General features: G+C 36.6%; 15 protein-coding genes. 2 read left to right on the forward strand and 13 right to left on the reverse strand.

The window, feature by feature from the left end; translation table 11 throughout:
- Window positions 1-211 precede the first annotated feature (211 nt).
- The 6 genes from BCI01S_RS03480 to BCI01S_RS03505 form a co-directional block, all read right to left on the reverse strand.
- Complete coding sequence (locus BCI01S_RS03480; protein WP_061796739.1) at window positions 212-2,047, reverse strand: glycoside hydrolase family 2 protein; 1,836 nt, start codon at window positions 2,045-2,047, stop codon at window positions 212-214.
- 17 nt (window positions 2,048-2,064) lie between these two features.
- Window positions 2,065-3,807, reverse strand: coding sequence for a glycoside hydrolase family 2 protein (locus BCI01S_RS03485; protein ID WP_061796741.1), 1,743 nt, complete (start codon window positions 3,805-3,807; stop codon window positions 2,065-2,067).
- The gene (locus BCI01S_RS03490) at window positions 3,807-4,244 is read right to left on the reverse strand and encodes a hypothetical protein (protein ID WP_047939950.1); all 438 of its coding nucleotides are present in this window, start codon (window positions 4,242-4,244) and stop codon (window positions 3,807-3,809) included. The genes BCI01S_RS03485 and BCI01S_RS03490 overlap by 1 nt, the downstream gene beginning before the upstream one ends.
- Window positions 4,244-5,089, reverse strand: coding sequence for a carbohydrate ABC transporter permease (locus tag BCI01S_RS03495; protein ID WP_047939949.1), 846 nt, complete (start codon window positions 5,087-5,089; stop codon window positions 4,244-4,246). The genes BCI01S_RS03490 and BCI01S_RS03495 overlap by 1 nt, the downstream gene beginning before the upstream one ends.
- 16 nt (window positions 5,090-5,105) lie before the next feature.
- Window positions 5,106-6,029: a carbohydrate ABC transporter permease gene (locus BCI01S_RS03500; RefSeq protein WP_309325240.1), complete on the reverse strand. Its 924-nt coding sequence runs from the start codon at window positions 6,027-6,029 to the stop codon at window positions 5,106-5,108.
- A 267-nt stretch (window positions 6,030-6,296) separates the two neighbouring features.
- Window positions 6,297-7,562 (reverse strand): extracellular solute-binding protein, encoded by a 1,266-nt coding sequence (locus BCI01S_RS03505; RefSeq protein ID WP_061796743.1) that lies wholly within the window; start codon window positions 7,560-7,562, stop codon window positions 6,297-6,299.
- Between the two features lie 224 nt (window positions 7,563-7,786).
- Between BCI01S_RS03505 and BCI01S_RS03510 the strand changes: the two genes are divergently transcribed.
- Window positions 7,787-8,707, forward strand: a complete 921-nt coding sequence (locus BCI01S_RS03510; RefSeq protein WP_047939948.1) for an ArsR/SmtB family transcription factor — start codon at window positions 7,787-7,789, stop codon at window positions 8,705-8,707.
- A gap of 111 nt (window positions 8,708-8,818) precedes the next feature.
- Here BCI01S_RS03510 and priA read toward each other — a convergent pair whose 3' ends face one another.
- From priA to BCI01S_RS03545, 7 genes are all read right to left on the reverse strand, one after another.
- The gene (priA, locus tag BCI01S_RS03515; RefSeq protein ID WP_047939947.1) at window positions 8,819-11,230 is read right to left on the reverse strand and encodes a primosomal protein N'; all 2,412 of its coding nucleotides are present in this window, start codon (window positions 11,228-11,230) and stop codon (window positions 8,819-8,821) included.
- Window positions 11,227-12,441, reverse strand: coding sequence for a bifunctional phosphopantothenoylcysteine decarboxylase/phosphopantothenate--cysteine ligase CoaBC (coaBC, locus tag BCI01S_RS03520; protein ID WP_061796745.1), 1,215 nt, complete (start codon window positions 12,439-12,441; stop codon window positions 11,227-11,229). The genes priA and coaBC overlap by 4 nt, the downstream gene beginning before the upstream one ends.
- Before the next feature lie 405 nt (window positions 12,442-12,846).
- Window positions 12,847-13,065: a DNA-directed RNA polymerase subunit omega gene (rpoZ, locus tag BCI01S_RS03525; RefSeq protein ID WP_047939945.1), complete on the reverse strand. Its 219-nt coding sequence runs from the start codon at window positions 13,063-13,065 to the stop codon at window positions 12,847-12,849.
- A gap of 3 nt (window positions 13,066-13,068) precedes the next feature.
- A complete protein-coding gene (gene gmk / locus BCI01S_RS03530) occupies window positions 13,069-13,683 on the reverse strand; it encodes a guanylate kinase (RefSeq protein WP_047939944.1) in 615 nt (204 codons plus the stop codon).
- A gap of 9 nt (window positions 13,684-13,692) precedes the next feature.
- Window positions 13,693-13,956, reverse strand: a complete 264-nt coding sequence (gene remA / locus BCI01S_RS03535; protein ID WP_016201046.1) for an extracellular matrix/biofilm regulator RemA — start codon at window positions 13,954-13,956, stop codon at window positions 13,693-13,695.
- A gap of 59 nt (window positions 13,957-14,015) precedes the next feature.
- On the reverse strand, window positions 14,016-14,888 hold the full coding sequence (locus BCI01S_RS03540) for a YicC/YloC family endoribonuclease (protein ID WP_047939943.1): 873 nt from the start codon (window positions 14,886-14,888) through the stop codon (window positions 14,016-14,018).
- Window positions 14,889-15,205: 317 nt separating this feature from the next.
- Window positions 15,206-17,884, reverse strand: coding sequence for a calcium-translocating P-type ATPase, SERCA-type (locus BCI01S_RS03545; RefSeq protein ID WP_047939942.1), 2,679 nt, complete (start codon window positions 17,882-17,884; stop codon window positions 15,206-15,208).
- Between the two features lie 378 nt (window positions 17,885-18,262).
- On the opposite strand from BCI01S_RS03545, the gene BCI01S_RS03550 reads away from it, so the two are divergent.
- A complete protein-coding gene (locus BCI01S_RS03550) occupies window positions 18,263-19,975 on the forward strand; it encodes an Rqc2 family fibronectin-binding protein (protein WP_061796747.1) in 1,713 nt (570 codons plus the stop codon).
- Window positions 19,976-20,071 lie beyond the last annotated feature (96 nt).

Consider the following 20,071-nt stretch of genomic DNA (forward strand, 5'->3'; position numbering starts at 1 on the left):
CATGTCAGGAAACTCAGGATAACTTGAAACCATCCATCATTTTCGCTGTCATGAGCCTTGAACATTTTAACATATTACTGTTGATAAGTATAGTTTGGAACAAATTAGTTTTTAAACATGGCTATATTTAAAACGATAAAAAATCCGTGTTAGAAAGTAACTATTATCTAATAACTAACTTTGAGATTGTTTGCCTTTACAGATTATTTATTTAGTTTATGCCTCCATTCATCCTCTTCCCGTTAGTAGCCAATCGCTCGGGAAAGAAGAGATTATTCAATTCTTTGATTTTGGATAAATCACATTTTGGAATACGATTATACGTTAAAATCCCATTAATTTCTTGCTCAACATCTGTCAGCTGCGTATAGCAATAGCCCCATAGTCCCTTCGATTGAAAGATTGCTTCCATGATTTTGCGGTATTCTGTTATATAATCATCCGCAGTTTCGACAGAAGTGTAGCCCCAACCGCTTTGTTCCCCCATCTTAAAGGCAATGCCCCCGAATTCTGTTAACAGAATTGGTTCTCCTTGGTGGGAGTGGTTCTCAGCATACACTTCCCATTTGCTATGAGCATGTGTAAGTAAATTTTCAACAGAAGATATAGACTCTTTGAAGTATTGATACTTTGCTTTTTCATCAGCATTTCCATGACCGTAATTATGAATCGCACAAATATCTGTAACTGTTGCTTCCCAGCCATCATTAGAGATAACCAGACGTGTATCATCAATGGCATGGAGCATGTGATACATGGTTGTAGAGAAATGCTGTTGTTTTTTATCATGATGAATATCCGGAATACCCCAGCTTTCATTTAAGGGAACCCAAGTAACGATAGAAGGGTGATTATAGTCACGGTCGACTATTTCCATCCATTCCTTCATTAATCTTGTTGCTGCTTCTTTTGTATAAACAGGAGCTGATGCACATTCTCCCCACACTAGAAAACCTAATGTATCTGCATAATACATGAAGAGAGGATCTTCTGTTTTTTGATGCTTTCTGCATCCATTGAATCCCATTTCTTTCGCTAATTCTATATCTTTTTTTAAATCTTCTGCTTCCGGAGCTGTCAAAAGTCCCTCTGGCCAATAACCTTGATCAAGGACCAGTTTTTGATAGTATGGTTTATTGTTTAAATAAACCATACCATTTTCTGTATGAACTTTTCGATAGCCGAAATAAGATTGCACTTTATCTAAAACGATTCCTTTTTCATCATAAAGTTCGATAGATACGTCAAATAAATTAGGGTGTTCTGGTGACCAAGTATAGCCGCTATCGTGAAAATTGGTGCGAAAAATTTTATTTTGAATAATATCAACCGCACGTTTTTCTGCAAGATTATTCATTTTAATTTGATCTTCCGCAATTAAAATGTTCTTAAAACTTATTTTGTATTTCACATAATAATTCGCTCTTGATATTTCTGCTTCTTTATTTAAAACAAAATCCATCCAGACGACACCGCGGTCTAGATCAGGAGTAAATCGAACTTTTTCCAGATAATCATTATTTACTTGTTCCACCCAGACCGTCTGCCAAATCCCTGTAGAATTCGTATACCAAATCGCCCTTGGTTCCTCTTCCCAGAACTGCTTCCCTCGTGGAATGGTTTCATCTTTGATAGGATCGTAGACTTTAACAGTAATACTTTGGTTTTCGTCTAATAAATAATTCGAAATATCAAATGAGAATGAAGTATGCCCGCCTTCATGGTCTCCCACAAATTTTCCGTTCACGTATACCTTGCAATAGTAATCTACCGCACCAAAATGCAAGATTGTTCGTTTATCTGCGTATTTAGGAATCACTACTTCTTTCTTATACCAAACATATTCATGAATGGTTCTTTCCCCAATTCCACTTAACTTAGATTGGTAAACAAACGGTACTTGTATTTCTTTATCCAGTGTTTCTTTATTAAAATATTGCTCCTGTTCCCCTACATTCTTATCATCAAACTGAAATTGCCAAGTTCCATTTAAGTTAATCCACTGGTCACGCACGAACTGCGGGCGGGGATATTCTTGTCTCGTCATCTTATACACTCCTATGATTATAATCTTCGGGTATTTACTTGTCTTACTTTCTCAACAGAAACTTTTGGCTTCCGATCGATTGTAAGCAAGCCATTTACTTCTTGTTGGACATCGGTTAGTTGTGTATAACAATAACCACATACGTATTCTAAATCCTGAACTGCATGGTGAATGTCTTCAAAACGTTTAAAGAACGCTTCTTCATCCTTCACTTGATTCCCATAGCCCCAACCTTCCTCTGTTTGAAAAGCAATTCCGCCAAACTCAGAAATAAGGATTGGCTGACCTTTATACGGATAACCCTCTGCAAAAGCATAGAAACCTTTATTGAACTGGATACAATTAGACATTAACTTGTCGCTGTCTTTATATCTACTAGCAAGCAGCGCTCCATACTCCTCATAGTCATGCAATGTGATAATATCAGAAATAGTATGTTCCCAGCCGTCATTTGTGATAACAGGGCGATTACAATCATATGCTTTAGTTAAATGATAGATACTTTCCGTAAAAGCTTGTTGCTGCTTATCATGATGGATATCGCCAATGCCCCACGATTCATTAAATGGCACCCATGTAATCACACTCGGATGGTTGTAATTTTGCTTCACAATTTCCAGCCATTCATGGGTAAAATTGCGGACTGCTTTGTCACTAAAGCCATACGTCGAACCAACTTCCAGCCAGACAAGAAGCCCTTTCTTATCTGCTAAATATAGAAATCTACTGTCTTCTACTTTTTGATGCTTACGAACTCCGTTATATCCCAATGCTAATATTTTATCGATATCTTCTTCCAACGCTGCAACACTTGGTGGTGTTAAATCTGATTCTTCCCAGTAGCCTTGATCCAAAATTAAGCGTTGATATAACTCTCTATTATTAAGAAGAATTCTATTTCCTTCAATAGATATCTTGCGCATACCAAAATAAGATTGAATTTCATCCAGTAATTCATCATGGTGGTACAATTTAAGCGTCAAATCATATAAATTAGGGTTTTCTGGACTCCATACTTTCATTGTCCATGGATCCAGTCTTTCTAATAAACTTCCAGTAAGGGACGCTGCATTATCAATTATATTAGCTGTTAATTCATTGATTACTTTATCGTCAAATTGGATGGATGCCACTATTTTATAGCCATCTGCCGTTAGCGGAATTCCTTTTGTTTCTACTTCAATCGCTACTTGTTGGGCATCAAATAATGGTGTAATTTTCGCATGATTTAAGTAGGATTCATTTACATATTCCAACCAAACGGATTTCCATATTCCCGTTGTCTGAACATACCAGCAGCCAAAATTTTCATCATGCCAGCGTTGTTTTCCTCTCGGTTGTGCACAATCCTTTGAATCTTTGACTTTAACAGTTAGTTTATTCTCTCCAGTTGTTACAAAGTCAGTTACATCCACAGAAAAACCATGGTAACCTCCTTGATGGATCGTGGCAAGATTCCCGTTTACATAGATAAAAGCCTCATAATCTACTCCTTCAAAATGGACAATTGGATGCTTCTTTGTATCATCAATTACGATTGTTCTTTCATACCATACTGTTTCATGATGTTCTTGCTGATTGATGCCGCTTGCTTTCGTCTCATAAGTAAACGGCACATTGATGGTTTGGCTTTCTGGAAAAGAGTCATACCATCTCTCTTTGTCTCCCACTTTTTTATCATCAAACGCAAATTTCCATTTTCCATCTAAAGAAACCCATTCCGCTCTGCGAAACTGAGGATTTGGATGAAGTACATTCATTAATTTATACCTCCGACTCGATTATTTGTTGTCCTATTTATTTTTCGAATAGATTTATTTTTTGCTAAAACTAAAATACCCGCTGACATACATAAAACTAGACTGATAATATCCATGATGATATAGGATAATGCTCCACATACAAACAGCCATACGGCAACCTTTACATGAACTTGATCATCTATCATATATTTCTTGGCACAGACTAAATTTATTAACCCCAGACCAATTAATAAGGCGCCAAACATGCCAATGAATATATAGACACTTCCAACATAAGATTCCATCGCTTTCATATAGACAAAAGCCGAGTCCTCCGCAAGCCTTGCACCTTCGACCTTTTTTAGTGTTCCATATAACAGGATCGTAATAAGACCATCGATGATTTGCCAAACGCCTACTATTCTCACTAAATTCCTTTCTAGTTTTCTATTCATTATCCTTTCACTCCAGCTGATAAGGACATTGATTCCAAGAAGTATTTCTGTGCGAATAGGTACAAGATAAAAGTGGGAATTATCGCAACCAATGCGCCTGCCATTAATAAGGTTGGCTGTGCTTGATACATCCCCTGCAATAGCTGCAGACCCGGTGTGATCGGCATTTTTTCAATATCATTAAAAACAATCGATGGCCATAAAAAATCATTCCATGATCCCGTAAAGGAAAATAAGGCAACAACAAGGAGAACCGGTTTGATCAAAGGCAAGATTACTTTTCCTAAAATTTGAAAATCACTAGCCCCATCCATACGAGCAGCTTCATCAAATTCTAGAGGAATATTATTCATAAATTGTCTAACTAAAAAGATATTAAATACACCTGCTGCACCTGGAACAATCATCGCAATCGGAGAATTCACCCAGCCGAGAACGTCGATGATTTTATAAAGAGGAATAAGATTTACTACACCAGGAAACATCATCGTTGCCATTAAAAAGGCAAACAAACCGTGTTTCCCTCTAAAATTCAATCTGCTAAAAGCGAAGGCTGATAATGTCACCACAATTAATACTAATAATGTGTGTGACACAGAAATAACAACTGAATTTGTAAACCAACGAACCAATGGTGTACTTGTATTATCAACTAATAAAGTAGTGTAATTTGTCAGTACCCATTCAATTGGAAGAAATTTAAAGCCCACTGTTTGTAGTTCTATCTCTGATTTAAAGGAGGTTACAACTCCCCATAATAAAGGAATAATCCAAATCACAGCCATGATAAGCAAAAAGGCAAACCCGATTATTTTAGGTAGTGGATTGATTCTTTTACTGCTCATACTCTTCCTCCTTTAATTAATTCTTCTTCTCTCTTAAGAAAAAGAATTGTAATGATGCAACAACCATTATACAAAGTCCAAGAATAACCGCCATCGCAGACGAGATCCCCGCAATCGATTGACCTGAACCAAAGGCATTTTGCTGAATATCCATTAATAACACCCTTGTTGAATCTGTTGGGCCGCCACCTGTTAACATCAACGGCTGCCCATAGACGTTAAATTGAGCAATGGTTGTGATAACAACCGTATAAAGAATCTGACCTCTAATGCTTGGAAGGGTAATTTTCATAAACTTCTGAAAAGAAGAAGCTCCATCAATATCTGCCGCTTCATAATAATCTTTCGGAATACCATTCAATGCCGCTTGGTAAATGATCATATTTCCTCCAATCGTCCACCAAACTGTTACGGCTACTAGCGCAATCCACGCATAAGGCTGAGTACCAGTCCAAACGGTTTCCAGATTGAAAATATTATTAATTGGACCATATGTTACATTAAACATAAGCCCCCATATAATAATGACAGCGGAAATTGCAAACAACGATGGTAAATAGAATAATGACTGAAATACTTTCCACAGAACTGGTTTTGTGTTCAAAGCTGCTGCAAGAAGCAGAGGTACAATAATACAAAATGGGACAGTAAATAGAACAAATAAAAAGGTATTTTTCAACCCATTATGAAGTTGTTCATAAAAGACGGAGTCTGGTTGAAGTAATAATTCTTTATAATTATCCAATCCAACAAAAATTGGCGAACTAATTAAATCCCATTCTGTAAAAGAAATATAAACTCCAAAAAAGATTGGAATAAGAAAAAACACTCCAAAAATGATCAAATGAGGGGCTAAAAATAGCCATGGTGCAAAGGATGTATTCCTGGAGTTTTTTATTTTCATTTGTTTTACATTTTTCGTAGCGGGAACAGTTTCCATACGCCTACTTCCTTTCCTCTCGCTTCTATTAGAATAAGATTTTCATCTTATCTAGATTAAGCATACAGCCTAAATACCTCGATTCCCTGCTGCACTTTTGTTACTATATTTAGGCTGCTTGCTTTTTTATTTATTTAGCTGTTTGGTATAAAGTTCATCAAGAATTGCATAATAATATGTCTCAATAGTAAACAACTACCTTTTTAAACAGTCAGCGGCTTCTCCAATCACCAGCTATAAGTAAGCGCTCTTACTTTTTGGCAAACATTAATTCGAATTATCTTTTTCTACCTTAGCAGATATTTCTTTTTCCATATCTTCTAATGCTTTATCTGTTTCTGTTTTGGAGAATACGACATCCCCAGCTTTAGAATCTAATAATTCTGAAACATAACCATTGTATTTATAGTCAAAGATTTTTAATGTTGCTTGTTGTTCAGGTGTTGCCAAGAAGAATGATTGTGGCATTGCTTTATATTCCTCATTTTCTAAAAGCGCAAGCGTTGCTGGATTTTGTCCCGATTTTGCCCATTCCATTGAATTATCACGAACCCAGTCTAAAAACTTCACAACAGCTTTTTCTTTTTCCTCCGTACGTGAGTCATCTTTCAGCATGACAAATTGGTGAGAAGAAGACCAGTTGACCGCTTTCGATAAATCATCTGATAATTGAGGCGCATTAGTTAATCCCCAATTTACCTTTGATTCTTTAATTTGGTTTTGCATCCAAATTCCTTCAGGAAGAAAAACAACTTTTCCAGTTAAGAACATTTGAGTTGGATCTTCTCCATCCTTTGTTGTATAACCTGCCTTTACATAATCTCTCCATAGATTAAAAGTATCTTTCGCTGCTTGGTTTACTAAAGTTGGTTGAATGCCATCTTCTGTTAACTCACCACCATTTTGTGCATACAAGGACAAGAAATTAGGCTTTAGCCATGTTACCCCTAATGCTCTGATTTTATCTTTTTGGGCTTTCTCGCCAACTTGTTTAATTTCATCAAATGTAACGATATTGTCATCCAATGCTGTCGGCAAATACTTATCAACTAAATCTTTGTTGTAGTAAAGTCCGAAAGTATGAATATCTAACGGGATACTATAACGCTCTGAATCTAGTTCTCCAATCTTCCAAGCTTCTGCTACATAGTTATCTGCTTTAATTTCCGGAAAATCAGCAAGCAAGTCATTATAAGAAGTTAACATATCATTATCTTTAAACTGTTTAATTCGTTCTGCATGGACAATCGTTAAATCAGGAATATTCTTTTTAGAGTTTACGATTGTTGGGATTTTCGTATACATATCTCCTTCTTTTAAAGAGACGTTTTTGATTTTGTACTCAGGATTCGTTTTATTATATTCATTTACCATCGCCTGCATATTTTTCCCATCTGGACCAGTGAACGGATTCCAAAACGTAATTTCATTTTTGGCACTGCTACTTGTTTCCGAATCTCCACAGCCTGCTAAAATACCGATTGAGAGTCCAATCACACCAACATACTTCCAAAGCTTGCTCTTTGCCCCCACATTAATTCCTCCTTTTATTTAACTCATTACTTAACGAAATTCTTTAACTAAAAAGTTAAAGTTATTACCAATATTCTTATTACACTATTAATTTAACAACATAAGAAAGCGTTGTCAATCTTATTCAAACAATATTTCCAGTGTTTTCTATTGAAGTTAAACACTGTGGATGATAAAATAAACAGACAAGCTACTTTTTAACCATAAAGTTAAAGGAGATTGCTATGCAAATACAAATTTCAAAGGATTATTTTCACATTTATCAAGCACTTGCTAGTGAAACAAGAATAGAGATCATAGAAATTCTCGCAAAAAACAACATGAATATATCTGATTTAGCAAAACAATTAGGCATAAGCGCCGCCATCGTTACCCGTCATATTCAAAAACTAGAAGAAGCAGGAATTGTTAAATCGGAACGAATCCCTGGAAAATCAGGACTGCAGAAAATTGTTTATTTAGCGATAGACAATATTGAAATTCATTTTCCAAGAAAAATATTTAAAGAATATCAACTCCACGAAACTGATTTAAAAATTGGTCATTATACAGATTTTTCTGTAAAGCCTACTTGCGGGATTGCAACAGAAAAAGAAATAATCGGAAAAGCGGATGATCCGAAATATTTTATGGACAGCCAAAGAGTGGACGCCCAGCTATTGTGGTTGTCTCAGGGGTTTGTAGAGTATAAAATCCCTAACTTACTTGGACCAAATGAAATTCCAGAAATGGTAGAAATCAGTTTGGAGCTTGCTTCTGAATTCCCACTTTCCAATAATGTTTGGCCGAGCGACATAACATTTTATTTAAATAATGTTAAGCTCGGCACATACACGGTTCCTGGTAATTTTTCTGATGTGAGAGGACGGTATACACCGAAATGGTGGAATGATAAATTCAGTCAGTACGGTTTGCTAAAAACAATCAGGGTGAATAAAATAGATACAGGCATTGATGGCGAACCCTTTTCCAGCGTAACGATTAATGAATTACAGCTCGAGAGCTCTTCTTTCCTCACTCTAAGAATTGCAGTTGAAGAGGAATCCGAAAGAGTTGGTGGGTTGACTTTATTCGGGGAACATTTTGGAAATCATAAGCAAAATATACAGATTGGCATTTATTATTTGGAGAAAGAAAATAATTAACGAAATAAAAACATGGGTAAGGTCATCGCCGGAGACCTTACCCATGTTTTTTATTACTATGGTCTTTATAGTTTTAATCTGAACAAACTGTTCGAATAGGCAAACAGAATATTACATCAATATAAACGGATTAACATCAATCGAAATCTGCAGGCCGTTTGTGCTTATTTCTGTTTGGTAATGATCTAAAATTGATTTTAAAACTTCTTCCAAGTTTGGTTCTTGTTTATACTTTATTAGGCATTGATAGCGATATTTATTTTTTATTCTTGCGATTGGTGATGCGACTGGTCCTAAAATAACTGTTTGCGGTGATAATCTATTTCGGACAATCTGGGTGATTTTTTCCGCAACTCCAACTACTTTCATTAGCTCTTCATGACTAATTGTAATCATCGTAAGAAAATAGTAAGGAGGATAAGCATGTTGTCTGCGAATCATCATCTCTGTTTCATAAAAACGGTCATAATCCTGTTCGCTCGCAAGCTCAATACTATAATGCTCAGGAGTATAGGTTTGAAAAATAACTTCTCCTTGCAATTCATGCCTGCCTGCTCTGCCGCTTACTTGTGTCAGTAATTGAAAGGTCTTCTCCGATGAGCGGAAATCTGGCAAATGAAGCATTGTATCAGCTGACAGTACACCAACTAGCGTAATTCTTGGAAAATCTAGTCCTTTGGCAATCATTTGTGTTCCCAATAAAATATCTGCTTCTCCCTCTTGAAATTTTTGCAGCAGCTTTTCGTGGGCTCCTTTTCGACTAGTTGTATCGACATCCATGCGAATAACCCTTGCTTCTGGGAGGATTTTTGTCAGCTCTTCCTCTACTTTTTGCGTCCCTGTTCCAAAATATCGAATATGCTCACTGCTGCATTCTGGACAAGTAGTAGGGGTATACGTTTCATATCCACAATAGTGACACTTCATCTGATTTTGAAAGCGGTGATAGGTCAAGCTAATATCACAATTTGGACATTTCACGACATAACCGCAATCACGGCACATGACGAAGGAGGAATGTCCCCGTTTATTTAAAAACAATACGGTTTGTTCTTTTTTTTCTAGGCGATCTTTCAGTTTTTCCAGCAATACTTCGGAAAACATAGAGCGATTGCCATTTCTCAATTCTTCTCGCATATCAATAATTTCCACTTTCGGGAGTGCTTGATTATTCATGCGATTAGGAAGAGACAATAAAGTATATACACCTTTTTGGGCTCTTGCAAAGCTTTCTAAAGATGGCGTGGCACTACCCAAAATAATCGGACATCCATGCTTTTTCCCTCTCTCGATCGCGACATCTTTAGCATGATAGCGAGGATTCTCCTCTTGCTTATATGTCATTTCATGCTCTTCATCAATAATGATAAGCCCGAGATTTGTAAATGGCGCAAAGATAGCAGATCTCGCTCCAACTACCACCTTTACTTCATTTCTTTGGATTTTCCGCCACTCATCATATTTTTCTCCCACCGATAACCCACTATGGAGAACGGCAACCTGATCGCCAAAGCGGCCTTTAAAGCGATTGACCATCTGTGGTGTCAGCGCTATTTCCGGAACAAGGACAATTGCTTCTTCTCCCTTTGCCAACACTTTATCAATGGATTGTAAATATACCTCTGTTTTCCCACTACCGGTTACACCATACAACAGAAAAACATCATGCTGATTTTGTTCTACCGCCTGATGAATCGGCGCCACCACTTTCGCCTGATCATCGGTTAAAGGCAAGGCAAATGTTCTTTCAAACTCCCGCTCTTGATAAGGATCGCGGTATACTTCTTTTTCCATTTCTGCAAGAAGCCCTTTTTCGACTAGTCCTTTTATTACAGCTGTTGAAATACTCAATTTCGTAAGTAGTTGCTTTTGTTCGATTGGGTCTGGATGCTCACTAAAATAAACCAATAATTCTTTTTGTTTTTTAGCGTTTTTATTCAGCGATTCTTCATAATGAAGTAATTCTTCCCTATTTAGAAGAGGATAAATATGCTTTACCTTCTTCTTCTTGCCTCTTGATTGTACCTCATAGGAAACCTCGATTGTTCCTTTCTTCACTTCCTTTTGTAAGGAAGAAAGAGATACATTCTTTAACGCTTCCTCCCAAACCACTTCTTCCGTTTTAGTAAAAAGAGCGGCTACCCCTTCAGCCATCTTCTCTTCTTCCCTAGATACCTTTTTTACTTTACGCTCATATTTAGCTTTTAAAGCCGGTGGTAACATCGCTTGAAAAGCAGAAATCTTATAACAGAGCGTAGAATGAGACAACCAGTCAGCAAGAGATAAAAGTTCTTTATTTAAAACGGGCACTAAGTCCATCGGTTCTATAATTTTTTTTAATGATTTAAAGCTTGAGGATTCTTCTATGCTTTCCACAAAGCCTTGTACCTTTCTAGGACCAAATGGAACAATTACGCGCATCCCTGGTTGAATAACGTCTTCTAATTCTTTCGGAATTAGATAATCAAAGGGTCTGTCCGTTTGTTTTGCCGGTACATCGACAATTACTTTGGCTACCGTCATTTTTGAACAGCTTCCTTCATCTGCATTGCTTGTTCCAATATTTTTTCCGCTACCTCATCCTTAGAAAGAAGCGGTAATTCGATTGAAGTTCCATCTCTCTTATACATAGTCACAAGATTTGTATCGGTTCCAAAGCCAGAATCTTGTCTATTTACATTATTAGCCACAATCATATCTGCATTTTTCCGTTTTAATTTATCCATTGCATATTCAGCCATATTTTGTGTTTCCGCTGCAAAGCCAATGAGAATCTGCTGTTCTTTTCTTTTTCCAAGTTCGGATAAAATATCTTGGGTCCGCGTGAATTCAATTGTTTCTGGACCACTTTGCTTTTTCACTTTGTGGTCATAAACAATCGTAGGCTTATAGTCACTTACCGCAGCTGTTTTAATAATAATGTCAGCCTCTTCTCTGTATGTCATTACAGCGTTATACATCTCTTCCGCACTTTCCACTGAAATAACCTGAGCACCTTTTGGTGGAGTTAGATTTGTAGGTCCAGATATTAAAATAACATCTGCCCCATAGGCCATAGCTTTTTTGGCAATACTATATCCCATTTTTCCAGAAGAGTGGTTGGAAATAAAACGAACAGGATCAATTTTTTCGCGCGTTGGTCCAGCAGTCACGAGTACGGTTGTTCCAGTTAGGATCTTGTCCTTGTTATTATTGGAAAAATAATCCTCCATATGCTGAACAATCATTTCCGGTTCTTCCAATCTTCCTTTGCCTACATAGCCGCATGCTAAATAACCTTCGCCTGGGTTAATAAAGCGATAACCATAGTCATGAAGCGTGTTAATATTTTTAATAACGGCAGGATGATCATACATATGTACATTCATCGCTGGCGCAATCCAAACATCGCTTGTTGCTGCAAGTAAGGTTGTTGTAATCATATTATCCGCAATACCGTTTGCAATCTTTCCAATTACATTAGCCGTTGCTGGGGCTACTAAAATTAAATCAGCCCAATCAGCCAAATCAATATGTGCAATCACTTTTGGATCTTTTTCATCAAAGGTGTCTGTATATACTTCGTTTTTAGAGAGGGCTTTAAAGGTTAATGGATTCACAAATTCCATTGCTGATTCCGACATAATAACCTTTACATCTGCTCCCTTTTGCGTTAATTTACTAGTTAAAGCACATACCTTATATACCGCAATGCCCCCTGTTACACACAGAAGAATCTTCTTGCCATTCAACATCATGTGCCTCCTTCCTTTCATTCTATTCTAAAGTTTATGATATAGTAATCGTATTATCAGCCAGATAAACCCTCTGCGACCGGATTAATTGAACCATTTGTAGCTGTCAGACAATATGAATCTTTTTTGTTCGTTAAGAGTGAGATATATTGTTTGTTTATGAATAAGTTCTAATGAATTGGCGAAGCAAGTTGCTAATAAAAAATGCGAGCAATCCTAAGCAGAAATTCTCCCACTTTGTTAGAATTAATATCCTTAAACTTCAGCCATATGTAAGATTTGTATTTTTTTTATTATTGTTAGCATATAATTAAATAATCATTATGTCCATGAAAAAAGACTTAGTAAATGGAATCATTCCTTTTACTTAAGCCTTTTATTTCGTACTATATGATAAAAATTTAATTATTCCTCGCTTGCACCATTGGGTGTATTTACACGATAAGTTAATTGATCTTTGTTGATTTCTTCTAATGCTTTCCCTACATTTTTATGAGAAACATATTTTGCTAATTGTGGTTTCGCATTAGTTTGTAGTTTTCTTGCTCTTTTTGCAGCAACAGATACTAATGAATATTTTGAATCGATTTTTGTCATTAATTTATCAATAGATGGATATAACATAGATTAATTGGCCTCCAGCATTTTTTTGTATTTTGGTTCTACTCTTTCTCTGCGACAATGCTCCGCAACAATGATTGCTTTTATTTTTTCACAAGCATTCTCTACTGTATCATTTTCTACGACATAATCATATAAGTGCATCATTTCTATTTCTTCTCTTGCCACATTCATGCGGTTGTTAATAATCTCTTCTGACTCGGTACCTCTTGTCACAATACGATTTTTCAACTCTGATAAACTTGGCGGACTCAAGAAAATAAATAATCCATCTGGAAACTTTTCGCGAACCTGCTTCGCGCCCTCTACTTCAATTTCCAAAAAGACGTCTTTGCCTTTTAATGTCGTTTCTCTAACGTAATCAACAGGTGTACCATAGTAGTTTCCAACAAACTCTGCATATTCTAGTAACTTTCCTTGTTCAATTAAATCCTCAAATTCTTCTCTTGATTTAAAGAAATAATCTACTCCATCTACCTCACCAGCACGCGGTGATCTTGTGGTCATGGAAATAGAATATTCAAAGGATGTATTTTTTTGTGAGAAGATTTCCTTTCTCACTGTTCCTTTCCCTACACCAGAAGGTCCAGACAAAACGATTAAAAGTCCCTTTTCTACCAAATTTTTCTCCTACCCTTCCTCTATGATCTCATCACGATCGTTTAAACGGTGTGCAACTGTTTCTGGTTGAACTGCTGAAAGAACAACATGGTCACTGTCCATCACAATAACAGCTCTCGTTCTTCGACCATATGTTGCATCTATTAAGGATCCTCTATCCCTAGCATCTTGGATAATACGTTTAATGGGAGCAGATTCTGGACTGACAATAGAGATAATTCTATTTGCAGAAACTATATTTCCAAAACCAATATTGATTAATTTTATGGACATTCGTCTTCTCCAATCTTATTATTTTTAGTTTTAACTAGGAAGATTTATTCTAAACCCTTTTATTCAATATTTTGAATTTGCTCTTTCATTTTTTCTAAACAGCTTTTCATTTCCACCACATTTGCTCCAATATCTGCTGAATTAGCTTTGGATCCAATGGTGTTAACCTCTCTGTTCATTTCTTGAAGTAAGAAATCGAGCTTTCTTCCAATCGGGTTACTTTCTTCCATGATTTGGTAAAACTGTCTAATATGACTATGTAATCTAACCAATTCCTCATTAATATCTGCTTTATCTGCAAAAATCGCCACTTCTGTAATAAGGCGTGCTTCATCAATCGGTTCCGTTAAATAGCTTTCTATTCTTGTCTTGAGCTTTTCACGGTATTGTGCAATCACTTCTGGTGCCAACGACTGTAACTTCGCAACTAGCTTTTCTATCTGCTTAAGATTGCTTTCTAAGTCTTTGGATAATTCCACTCCTTCAATAGTGCGCATCTTATTTAACTGGACAACCGCTTCTTCCATTGTAATAAGCAACACTTCTGATAGTTCTTCCATATCAAGCTCTCGTTCTACTATCTGAAAACACTCTTCTTGATTTAATAAATCACGAAGCGAGATGGACTCTTTGATAGAATATTTGTCTTTTAATTGGTGAAGCAATTGATAGTATTGATCAAGCAATGGCCAATCCACTATAATTTCTTGACCTTTTTTGTCTTCATCCTCTAATGTTACAAATACTTCGATTCTACCTCTATGTATATAGTTTGAAATAATTTTCTTTATTTGATCTTCCAAATATAGAAATTGCTTGGGCATCCGAATAATCTGATCGCTAAACCTGTGATTGACCGATTTTATTTCGATATGAAGTGTTGCATGGTGATATTGTTTTGTTGCTCTTCCAAATCCAGTCATACTTTTCATTATACTGACACATCCGTTTTCTAAAAAATGTGCGAATTAATGTTTGCTTGTGCTTTTTCCACAAAGTTTAATCGCTGCTAACCTCCAGCAAGAGTGCACTTCACTTTCCGCAGGCTTACGCTTATGCCTCTTCAGCTTTGCCTCAAGGATCTGACAATCCCCTGCCGTCTTCGTGTATTCACGCTGCTTTATTATTCGATCATTTCTCATTATACATTATATGGTTACTAACCTTTTAGAAATCAGCATTAAAAACAGCATCAAATAAATAAAAGGTAATAGAGTGGTCTCTACTACCTTTTGGATTATAACATATTTTATTTTGATTTACTTAATAAAAATGATCCTGCGAGTAAAAAAGTTGGTACAGAGGCGAATCCGATGATCATTGGCCAATCTTTCATTGCTATTGGCAGTGTATGGAAGATTTCTTGCAAGCCTGGCACGTAAATAACAGCAAGCGCCAATACTAAGGAAGAAATCACAGCCCAGACTAGATACATATTGCCAAACGGATTTCTTGAAAGAATGGATTTTTCACTGCGGCAGTCAAATACATGAATTAACTGGGCAAGTACTAATGTTATAAAAGCAACCGTTTGGGCATATTCAAGATTTTCTGGATTATTGTTATAGGCAAACATAAAAGCTAAAATAGTCGAAATACCGATAAGGAACCCGCGAGAAATAACCTTCCATCCAAGCCCTCTAGAAAATACACCTTCATTCGGACTGCGTGGTCCTCTTTTCATAACATTATCTTCCGGTCTATCTAAGCCTAAGGCCATCGCTGGTAATCCGTCTGTTACTAAATTCACCCATAAAATTTGAATAGGAACAAGCGGCAAAGGAAGTGCTAACAGCATCGCAAATAACATCACCAGTATTTCCCCAACATTTGAGGCAAGTAAATAACGGATGAATTTACGAATGTTTTCATAAATATTTCTTCCTTCTACAATAGCAGATTTTATACTCGCAAAATTATCATCCATTAATACTAAAGAAGATGCTTCCTTCGCAACATCCGTCCCTGTGATTCCCATCGCAATGCCGATGTCTGCTTTCTTTATCGCTGGAGCGTCATTTACTCCGTCACCAGTCATCGCAACTACATGCCCTCTATTTTGAAATGCTTGAACAATCTTCAATTTATGCTCTGGGGAAACTCGTGCAAAGACAGCAACATCTTCTACGATATCCTCTAATTCTTTTAAACTTAAATCTGAAAGCTCTTTCCCTTCCATTACTTTAGAGCGATTATTGGCAATGCCTAGCTGTTTCGCAATAGCATTTGCAGTAATAACATGGTCTCCTGTAATCATTACTGTTTTAATACCAGCTTCTTTACATTCTTTTACAGCTTGTTTTACTTCTGGTCTTGGCGGATCAATAATTCCTTGCAGACCAATGAAAATCAAGTCCTTTTCTGCTTCTCCTTCATGCATAATAAGAGTGTTTGGTGAAATTTCCTTATAGCCAATTGCAATGGTACGAAGCGCCTGGGAAGCTAAGCCATTGATCGCTTCTTGAACTACTTGCTTTTCATTATTTCCTAAAGCTTGTGAACGATTTTCAAAAAGAATTGATTTACTCTGACCAATTAAGACATCGGGTGCACCTTTAGTAACAACAAATTGACGTCCAGTTGGATCTTTTACCACAACACTCATCATTTTTCTTGTAGAATCAAAAGGGAATTCATTGACAATCGCAAATTGATTTAATAATTGAGCACGCGTGAATCCTGCTTTCATCCCTGCAACTAAAATTGCTCCTTCCGTCGGATCCCCATTTAAAACATAATCGCCATCTTTTTGCAGAATCTCGGCGTGATTACAAAGCATTCCAAAGGTTAAAAGCTGTTGTAATGCCTTATCCTTTGCTGGATTTATTAATTGTTCGCCTACATAGTATTGTCCTTGCGGCTCATATCCAGTTCCATCTACCGTATATGTTTTTCCGCCGATCCAAGTTTTTGTTACTGTCATTTTATTTTGCGTTAATGTTCCGGTTTTATCAGAACAAATGACTGAAGCACAGCCAAGAGTTTCGACAGCAGGCAGCTTTCTGACAATGGCATTTTTGCGAATCATTTTCTGAACACCAAGAGATAGAGCAATGGTTACAATCGCTGGCAAGCCTTCTGGAATCGCGGCTACCGCTAATGATACACCTGCTAGTACCATTGTATATAAATCATTCCCTTGAAGAACCCCAATCACCACAACTAATACGGTTAATAGTAATGCTGTGACAATGAGAATTTTCCCTAGCTGCTCTAAACGTCTTTGCAGCGGGGTGGTAACCGAATCTGCATTTTGCAGCAAATCAGCAATTTGCCCCATTGCTGTTTTCATCCCTGTCCCAATAACAACCCCGACACCACTTCCACGGGATACCATCGTTCCCATAAAGCCCATATTTTCCATATCACCAAGTGCTAGATTGTTATTTTTGATTGCAGATACTGTTTTAGGAACTGGCACAGATTCTCCGGTTAAAGCAGATTCCTCCACTTCCAGGCTTCTTGATTCAATAATTCTGACATCTGCTCCAATTCGATCCCCGCTCGCGAATTTTATGACATCTCCAGGAACTAACTCTTTCGATAATAGACTAATCCATTCTCCATTCCGTAGTGCCTGAACATGAGGCTGTGATAATTCTTTTAAAGCAGATAAAGATTTTTCTGCTCTTATCTCTTGAAAAAATCCAAGAAAACTATTGAGAATGATGATTGCAATTATCGCAATTGCATCAATATATTCGCCTAATAAACCTGAAATAAGCGTGGCAGCTAAAAGAACGAGTACCATAAAATCCTTAAATTGACTGAAGAAAATAAGCAGGAGTGATTGCTTTTCTCCTTCCTCTAATTCATTGTATCCAAAGTTCTTTCGTCGCTTTTCCGCTTCTTCATCTGATAACCCAGCCGAAAAATCAGTATTCAATGTTTGTTCTACTTCTTTTTCGTTCATTTCATGATAGTTCATCCGGCCATCTCACTTCCCCCTTTTTCATTCACCGTTCGCTATAGTAGCAGCGAAGAAATTCGTAGCTGTTTTGAACAAAAGTTAGCAACTTACTAACATACATAGTTGTCCCAACACCACTCTAAGAGAATCATATTCAAGCTTGGCCGAAAAAATGCTAAGGATAGAGATTTAATTCCTATTTACTATGAGAAAAAATACCATATGCCTAGATCTCATCTATTTTTTACAAATTAAAATTTTGCGAAGGCTGCCTCCACTTCTCGTTATTCTTGCATCTATAGCAAAATCACAAGCATTTTCAACCCAAATCCTTGTATTTCTTCCTCAATAAAGATAGAGTAAAGAGGGAAATTATTATAAATGAGGTCGTTAGTTATGTCATTTGATGGTTTATTTACACGCGCAATGTCTCTTGAATTAAAAGAGCTTTTACTAGGAGGCCGAATTAATAAAGTTCAACAGCCTTTTACCAATGAAATTATTTTATCCATTCGAGCTAATGGAAAAAATCAAAAATTGCTATTATCGGCTCATCCTAGCTATGCCCGCATTCAAATTACGGAAGAAAATTATGAAAATCCTAAAGAACCACCAATGTTCTGCATGCTTCTCCGCAAGCATTTAGAAGGTTATTTTATAGAAGATATTTATCAAATAGACAATGAACGGATCATTGTTTTAGAAATTAGGGGAAGAAATGAAATTGGCGATACTTCCTATAAAAAACTGATGATCGAGATAATGGGTAGACACAGCAATATCATTTTGGTTGACCGCGATAAAAATACCATTCTAGATAGCATTAAACATATTTCGTATGCTGTTAATAGTCATAGAGCTATTCTTCCCGGTTATGAGTATTTAGCTCCGCCAAAACAAGAAAAACAAGATCCTTATACAGCATCAGAGGAAGATGTACTGCGGGCTATTGATTTTAATAGCGGCAAACTGGACAAACAGCTTGTCCAGCAGTTTGCTGGATTATCTCCACTAATTGCTAAAGAAATGGTCTATCTGGCTGGTCTTGCAAACCGTGAAACTTTACCAAAAGCATTTCTTATGGTAATGGAGCCAATAAAAAAAGGCAATTATGCTCCTTCTATCATGGATACTCCAGAGAAAGAATATTTTTACTGCCTATCAATGGAGCATGTCAAAGGAAACGTGAAGTCCTTTCCTACATTAAGTAAAATGCTTGATCGCTATTATTTCGGAAAAGCAGAACGAGATCGAGTGAAACAGCAAAGCAATGATTTAGAACGATTTATTGTAAATGAACGAGATAAAAACAAAAAGAAAATAAAAAAACTAGAACGTTCTTTATCGGAAGCTGAAAATGCGGAACAATATCAATTACTTGGTGAACTTTTGACTGCAAACCTTTATGCGGTTAAAAAGGGCATGTCAGAAGTAGAAGTAATCAATTATTATGATGAAGATAGTAAAACCGTTAAGATTCCGCTTAGCCCAAGACTGTCTCCTTCTGAAAATGCGCAAAAATATTTCACAAGATATCAAAAAGCGAAAAATTCGATTGATATTATCAAGGAACAAATTAAACTAGCAGAACAAGAATATGAATACTTTGAAACACTATACCAGCAAATTCTTGCTGCCTCTCCAAAAGATATTCAGGAAATTCGGGAAGAGTTAGTGGAAGAAGGTTACCTTAGAGAAAGACAGAAAAAGCAAAATAAGAAACAGCAAAATGTAAAGCCTGTCTTAGACTACTATGTTTCGTCCGAGGGTACAGAAATTATCGTCGGAAAGAATAATAAACAAAATGATTATTTAACAAACAAAGTAGCAGCTAGAGATGAAATTTGGCTGCATACAAAGGATATTCCTGGATCCCATGTTGTTATTCGCAGCAAAGAGCCTTCCGAGGAAACAATCATGCAAGCAGCAAAGTTAGCAGCTTATTTTAGCAAAGCACGCCAATCTAGTTCTGTTCCCGTTGACTTCACATTAGTACGTCATGTGAAAAAGCCAAGTGGCGCAAAGCCTGGTTTTGTAATTTATGATAACCAGCAAACTGTTTATGTTACACCAGATGAAGAAACGGTTATTCGCTTGAAAAAAAGCTAAATAGTTTGAAACGAGAGGTCTTTAGCTGCCTCTCGTTTTTGTTTAATTATGCATGTGACTTTGGTTTTTTATGATGATAATAGCTTGAAGAGCTGA

It is taken from the genome of Niallia circulans NBRC 13626, from assembly GCF_001591585.1.
GTDB classification, from domain to species: domain Bacteria; phylum Bacillota; class Bacilli; order Bacillales; family Cytobacillaceae; genus Niallia; species Niallia circulans.

Excerpts from the sequence above, each read along its gene's own strand:
- BCI01S_RS03480 (WP_061796739.1), bottom strand. The coding sequence starts at position 2,047 with ATGACGAGACAAGAATATCCCCGCCCGCAGTTCGTGCGTGACCAGTGG.
- BCI01S_RS03490 (WP_047939950.1), bottom strand. The coding sequence starts at position 4,244 with ATGAATAGAAAACTAGAAAGGAATTTAGTGAGAATAGTAGGCGTTTGG.
- BCI01S_RS03510 (WP_047939948.1), top strand. The coding sequence starts at position 7,787 with ATGCAAATACAAATTTCAAAGGATTATTTTCACATTTATCAAGCACTT.
- BCI01S_RS03500 (WP_309325240.1), bottom strand. The coding sequence starts at position 6,029 with ATGGAAACTGTTCCCGCTACGAAAAATGTAAAACAAATGAAAATAAAA.
- remA (WP_016201046.1), bottom strand. The coding sequence starts at position 13,956 with ATGTCCATAAAATTAATCAATATTGGTTTTGGAAATATAGTTTCTGCA.
- BCI01S_RS03540 (WP_047939943.1), bottom strand. The coding sequence starts at position 14,888 with ATGAAAAGTATGACTGGATTTGGAAGAGCAACAAAACAATATCACCAT.
- BCI01S_RS03550 (WP_061796747.1), top strand. The coding sequence starts at position 18,263 with ATGTCATTTGATGGTTTATTTACACGCGCAATGTCTCTTGAATTAAAA.
- priA (WP_047939947.1), bottom strand. The coding sequence starts at position 11,230 with ATGACGGTAGCCAAAGTAATTGTCGATGTACCGGCAAAACAAACGGAC.
- BCI01S_RS03545 (WP_047939942.1), bottom strand. The coding sequence starts at position 17,884 with ATGAACTATCATGAAATGAACGAAAAAGAAGTAGAACAAACATTGAAT.
- coaBC (WP_061796745.1), bottom strand. The coding sequence starts at position 12,441 with ATGTTGAATGGCAAGAAGATTCTTCTGTGTGTAACAGGGGGCATTGCG.
- BCI01S_RS03495 (WP_047939949.1), bottom strand. The coding sequence starts at position 5,089 with ATGAGCAGTAAAAGAATCAATCCACTACCTAAAATAATCGGGTTTGCC.
- BCI01S_RS03485 (WP_061796741.1), bottom strand. The coding sequence starts at position 3,807 with ATGAATGTACTTCATCCAAATCCTCAGTTTCGCAGAGCGGAATGGGTT.
- rpoZ (WP_047939945.1), bottom strand. The coding sequence starts at position 13,065 with ATGTTATATCCATCTATTGATAAATTAATGACAAAAATCGATTCAAAA.